Consider the following 4,129-nt stretch of genomic DNA (forward strand, 5'->3'; position numbering starts at 1 on the left):
CTTCTACTATTTCGGGATTACCCTCCACTTCTATTACCAGAGGACTTTTTTGTCCCTTCTCGCCTCCGCCTCCGAAAAGTTCGATTTCTTTTTCTAATAACTTTTCATGATCTTTGGGTTTGCTCCCTGCCGCTACGCGCCACCAATACCTTAAAAGCCCTTTAAAAGGTTCCGGGCGCAGGGCGGCTTCCTGCCAGGCATCCCCCAGGAACATGGGCGTTACCATGCGGCAGGTGAGAGTGAGAGTTACGCGGTTTCCGAATCTCTTGCGAAGGATTTCGGCCTTCCCGCCCCCCATAGATCCTTTTATCGCTCTTATTCCCTCGGGCGTCAAGAGAGGCTTTTTGCAAGCCTTTCCGGGAGGGGATAGAATTTCATAGGTAAAAATTATAAGGGAGCCGCAGCGGTGAAAGATGATCTTCTTTTACCCCTTGAAGAACTGGAAAAGCACCTTCGGCATGCAAGTCCGGTGGTGAGGGACTGGGCCTGGGAAAGGCTCGAGGAGATATATCCCGAAAGGCTCCCGGAGTTTGTCCCGCTGGCCCTGGAAGAAAAGGACACGAAGGTGTTTCAAACCATCCTGAGAATCTTTCGAGATCATGCTTCCCTCCTATCCCCGGAACTTCAAGAATCCCTTAAGAGCGCGGTTCTCGAACGGCTGCGTCGAGAAAAAAGCCGAAATCTTCTCTTGGGAGGCATAAGATTTTTAGGAACTATAGGCTCTCTTTGCCAGGTATTGATGGAAAATTCCTGGCTCGCAGAAAGGGTATTCACAGACGAAAAGTTTTCTTATTTCTTTTTCTCCGAAATATTCTATGAGCTTCCTATCTCCGAAAGAGAGGCCTTACATGCCCTCCTGGACGAACCCATTCCGGAATGGGAGGCCCATAGTGCGGGCTACCGGATATGGGAAACCGCAGACCCTTCACCGATAAAGGAGGTTTATGTCCGCCTTCACGACGAAATTCCCCATATCCTTACGGGGTTGGAGATAGTTCTTCCGAAGAAGGATTATTTCCTAGGGATCCTCCCGGAGAAGGTGGCCCAAGCCTTTACCCAACTGGAGAAGGATAAGAATTGCCGTTTGGTAAGGAGCTTCGTAGAAGAAGAATTTGAAAAATTGCGCAAGGAGGTGATCGAGCGGCGAGGGGAGGTTAACCTCAGGCGCCATCTCGCAAGACCCCGTAGCCTGGGCGTGATCTTCCGGACCCTGGAGACCCTACTTTCCATCTCCGCAGGCGACTATTCTCAGCCGGTGGTAGAGACCCTGGGGTTACTCTTTCTCACTCTCCTCTGGGGAAAGTCTCTTCTCGGCCTTCCGCAAAATATTTCTCCGGAGGAACTATTGAACCTCTATCTGAAAAAGGAACGTCCCCCCTTTCCTGAAGACGAGGAACTCCGGGAACGGATCCTGGCGTCTCTTGAAAGCGAGAAGGATTTTGAGGCCAGGATAAGGGAACTCTTAAGGGAGGTGCTCTCCGAGGATTCCTACGGAGCCGAGCGGGCTTTGAAGCTTGCCCAGGAATGCGGAAGGACTTTCCTTCCGGAAATCCTCGACTTTTTCGAAAAATCGGTGCAAGAAAAACTCTTTGACCGGGAGTATATAGAGGAGGCCCTGAGGCCCTGGCTTCGAGAAGGAGAGGTGCGCCGTCGTCTTCTGGAGATAGTAAAAAGATACCGGGATTGTACCGTGTTCTTTCTTCTAGCCCATTATCCCACTTCCGGAGCGGCTCTTTCCCTGGCCGAAAACTTTGAAACCTGGATGAGAGAAGACCTTGAGACCCTGGGCCTACTTGTGAGCCTTTTTCCGCACTTCGCACTCTGGGAGAAGATGAAAAGGTTCGTCCATCCCCGGCTTCTTGACTGGGAAAGGACCTTCATTGTCTATGCCTATCTCTTTGAGCCGGATTTTCCGGAGCTCAAGGATCTGGAAAAAGAGGCCTGGGAAAAAACAGAAGACATAGTGGCTCTTCTTTCCGGAGAGAAGCCCGTTTCCTCCATTCCGGTTACGGTTACGCTGGGCTGTAAGGAGTGCGGTTATTACTTTCCTTTCAAACCTCGCCTGGTGTTGATAGGGGAGGAGGATCCGGACCTTCCGGAAAGGGTCGTTTGTCCCCGTTGCGGAGCGGAGGACAGATTTCTTCTTCCCGAGATAGAAAAGGGGCGCCTTAAGACCAGATGGTTGATTCTTCGGGCCGAAGGGAAGGAGTTTAAAGAATGGGAGGATGAAATATGGTCCGTAAAGGAGCTTATTGTCAACGTCAAAGGCCGAAGACAGACCTTCACCCGGTATCGTGAGGCCCTGGCGTATTACAGGCGCATGGTGGAGGTCCAGGCCGGGGACCCGGAGGTTCTGAGTGGATACCTTCACCTGCTCCTTAAGGGGAGAAGACTTGAGGAGGCGGAGAGGGCCCTTGAGCAACTGGAAAGGCTCAAGCCGGACTGTGTGGATTATGCCTATCTGCGCGCCTTTTATCATCGTTTGCGGGGCGAACCGGAGAAGGCACTTAAGTTTTATCGCCAGGCCGTGGAGGCCCTGGCGCGAGGGGCTCCCTTTTATCGGTTCTATCCTCAGGAGTCTGCCGAAGCCCTGAGGGCTATCTTCTTCGAGGCCCGGGATTACGCCCGGGCCACCGGAAAGCCCTTTTCCATAAAGGAGGATCTTCTCTGGAAGAAGAAAAAAGTGGGACGCAACGATCCCTGTCCGTGCGGAAGCGGAAAGAAGTACAAGAAGTGTTGTCTTAAGAAGAAGGAAGGGGCACCGCCGGAGAAAAAGAGTGCTCAGAGTGCCGAGGAGAGGAAAGCCTTCAGGTTTTACGAAGAATTCGTGGTCTGAAGCTACCAAAGCTTTCTTGTCCGCTGGATCCCCCAATTTGAGGAAGCAAGCCGGGAGCTTGATTCGGAAAGAGAAGGGGCGTAATCTTTTCCGGGCTGAACGCGGGATTGGAAAAATATCTTAAGATCGGGCGGGTGGAGTTCCTGCCGGAGCGTCTGCGCAGGGCCTTTGAAGAAGTGGTCGGAGAAGGGGTGCGTTTTATGGTGGAGGAGATTAAACCGTTCGCTGCTGGAAGGTGAAGGCGGGGCCTAGTCTTCATGATTTGGCTTCCGGTGAGCACCTTTTATCTCCACTTCGAGGCCGAACGGCCGGAGGCCCTGCCTAAAAGGCTTTTTTCGGCCTTTCGAGGGGCCCTGGGTCGGGCCCTTAGACGGATCTCGTGTGTGGCCGGAAGATATAAAGCCTGTATCGAATGTCCTCTCTCCCAGGACTGCGCTTACGGATATCTCTTCGAGACCCCGAGACCTCCTCAGGCCGAGCGCCTTCGCAAATACCCCTATATAGGGCATCCCTTCGCCTTTGCCCCTCCTTTTCCGTATGATAGGAAGTCTCCCCTGCGGATAAGAATGACTCTCGTGGGGCGCGCCATGCGGTTCTTTCCGCATATGATCCTGGCTTGTGAAGCTTTGGCTGCACGGGGCCTGGGAAGGAAAAGGGTTCCCCTTAAATTGGTTTCCGTAAAGGAAAAAGAGACCGGACGAATACTTTACGGGAAAGAAAGGATCCTGAGTCCGACCCCGGTTTTACCACCCCTGAAAGCTTTTTCCGGCTCAAAGCTTACTCTCAGATTTGTTACCCCCACCGCCCTGCGCTTTTCGCGAAGGATGGTAGCCCCGGAGGAATTCGAGTTTCACATCCTCGTCCGTAATCTCCTGCGGAGGATCTCCATGCTCTCCTACTTTCACGCCGGAACCTCGCTTGAGCTGGATTTCAAAGGGCTTATAGCCCGAGCCGAGGGGATAAAAACCGTAAGCCGAAGACTCTCCCGAGTGCGATTCAGAAGGCGTTCGGCCCGCACCGGAAAGACCCACCCTCTGGAGGGATGTGTGGGGGAGGTGCACTTTTCCGGGGATCTTGCTCCCTTTGCGGAGCTTCTCGCCCTGGGAAGTTACGTTCAGGTGGGCCGCCACACCAGCTTCGGTTTCGGATACTATACCTTTTAAGAAGTTTCCCCGATCATTTTCAGGAACTCCTCTTCGTTGATAATGGTAAGGCCTAGGGCCCGGGCGCGGTCGTACTTGGAACCCGGGTTCTCGCCCACCACCACATAGTCCACGTTGCGGGAAACCGAGG

The 4,129-nt window shown here is 53.2% G+C and carries 5 protein-coding genes; 3 read left to right on the plus strand and 2 right to left on the minus strand.

Annotated features, from left to right (window positions below; genetic code table 11):
- The coding region (gene cmr1 / locus F8J34_RS07615; RefSeq protein WP_297057912.1) for a type III-B CRISPR module RAMP protein Cmr1 at positions 1–298 on the minus strand (298 nt) is incomplete at its 3' end.
- 108 nt (positions 299–406) lie between these two features.
- Here cmr1 and F8J34_RS07620 point away from each other — a divergent pair.
- The 3 genes from F8J34_RS07620 to cas6 all read left to right on the plus strand — a co-directional run bounded on the left by F8J34_RS07620 (position 407) and on the right by cas6 (position 3,999).
- Entirely contained in the window at positions 407–2,836 is a 2,430-nt protein-coding gene (locus F8J34_RS07620) for an SEC-C metal-binding domain-containing protein (RefSeq protein WP_297057915.1), read from the plus strand.
- A gap of 107 nt (positions 2,837–2,943) precedes the next feature.
- Entirely contained in the window at positions 2,944–3,075 is a 132-nt protein-coding gene (locus F8J34_RS07625) for a hypothetical protein (RefSeq protein WP_297057917.1), read from the plus strand.
- Between the two features lie 18 nt (positions 3,076–3,093).
- On the plus strand, positions 3,094–3,999 hold the full coding sequence (cas6, locus tag F8J34_RS07630) for a CRISPR system precrRNA processing endoribonuclease RAMP protein Cas6 (RefSeq protein ID WP_297057921.1): 906 nt from the start codon (positions 3,094–3,096) through the stop codon (positions 3,997–3,999).
- On the opposite strand, the gene F8J34_RS07635 is transcribed toward cas6, so the two are convergent.
- Positions 3,996–4,129 (minus strand): BRCT domain-containing protein (locus F8J34_RS07635; RefSeq protein WP_297057923.1); only part of this gene is annotated, 134 nt, incomplete at its 5' end. The two genes, cas6 and F8J34_RS07635, sit on opposite strands and share 4 nt — an antisense overlap.

It is taken from the genome of Thermosulfurimonas sp. (genome assembly GCF_015491435.1).
In the GTDB taxonomy this organism is placed as follows: domain Bacteria; phylum Desulfobacterota; class Thermodesulfobacteria; order Thermodesulfobacteriales; family Thermodesulfobacteriaceae; genus Thermosulfurimonas_A.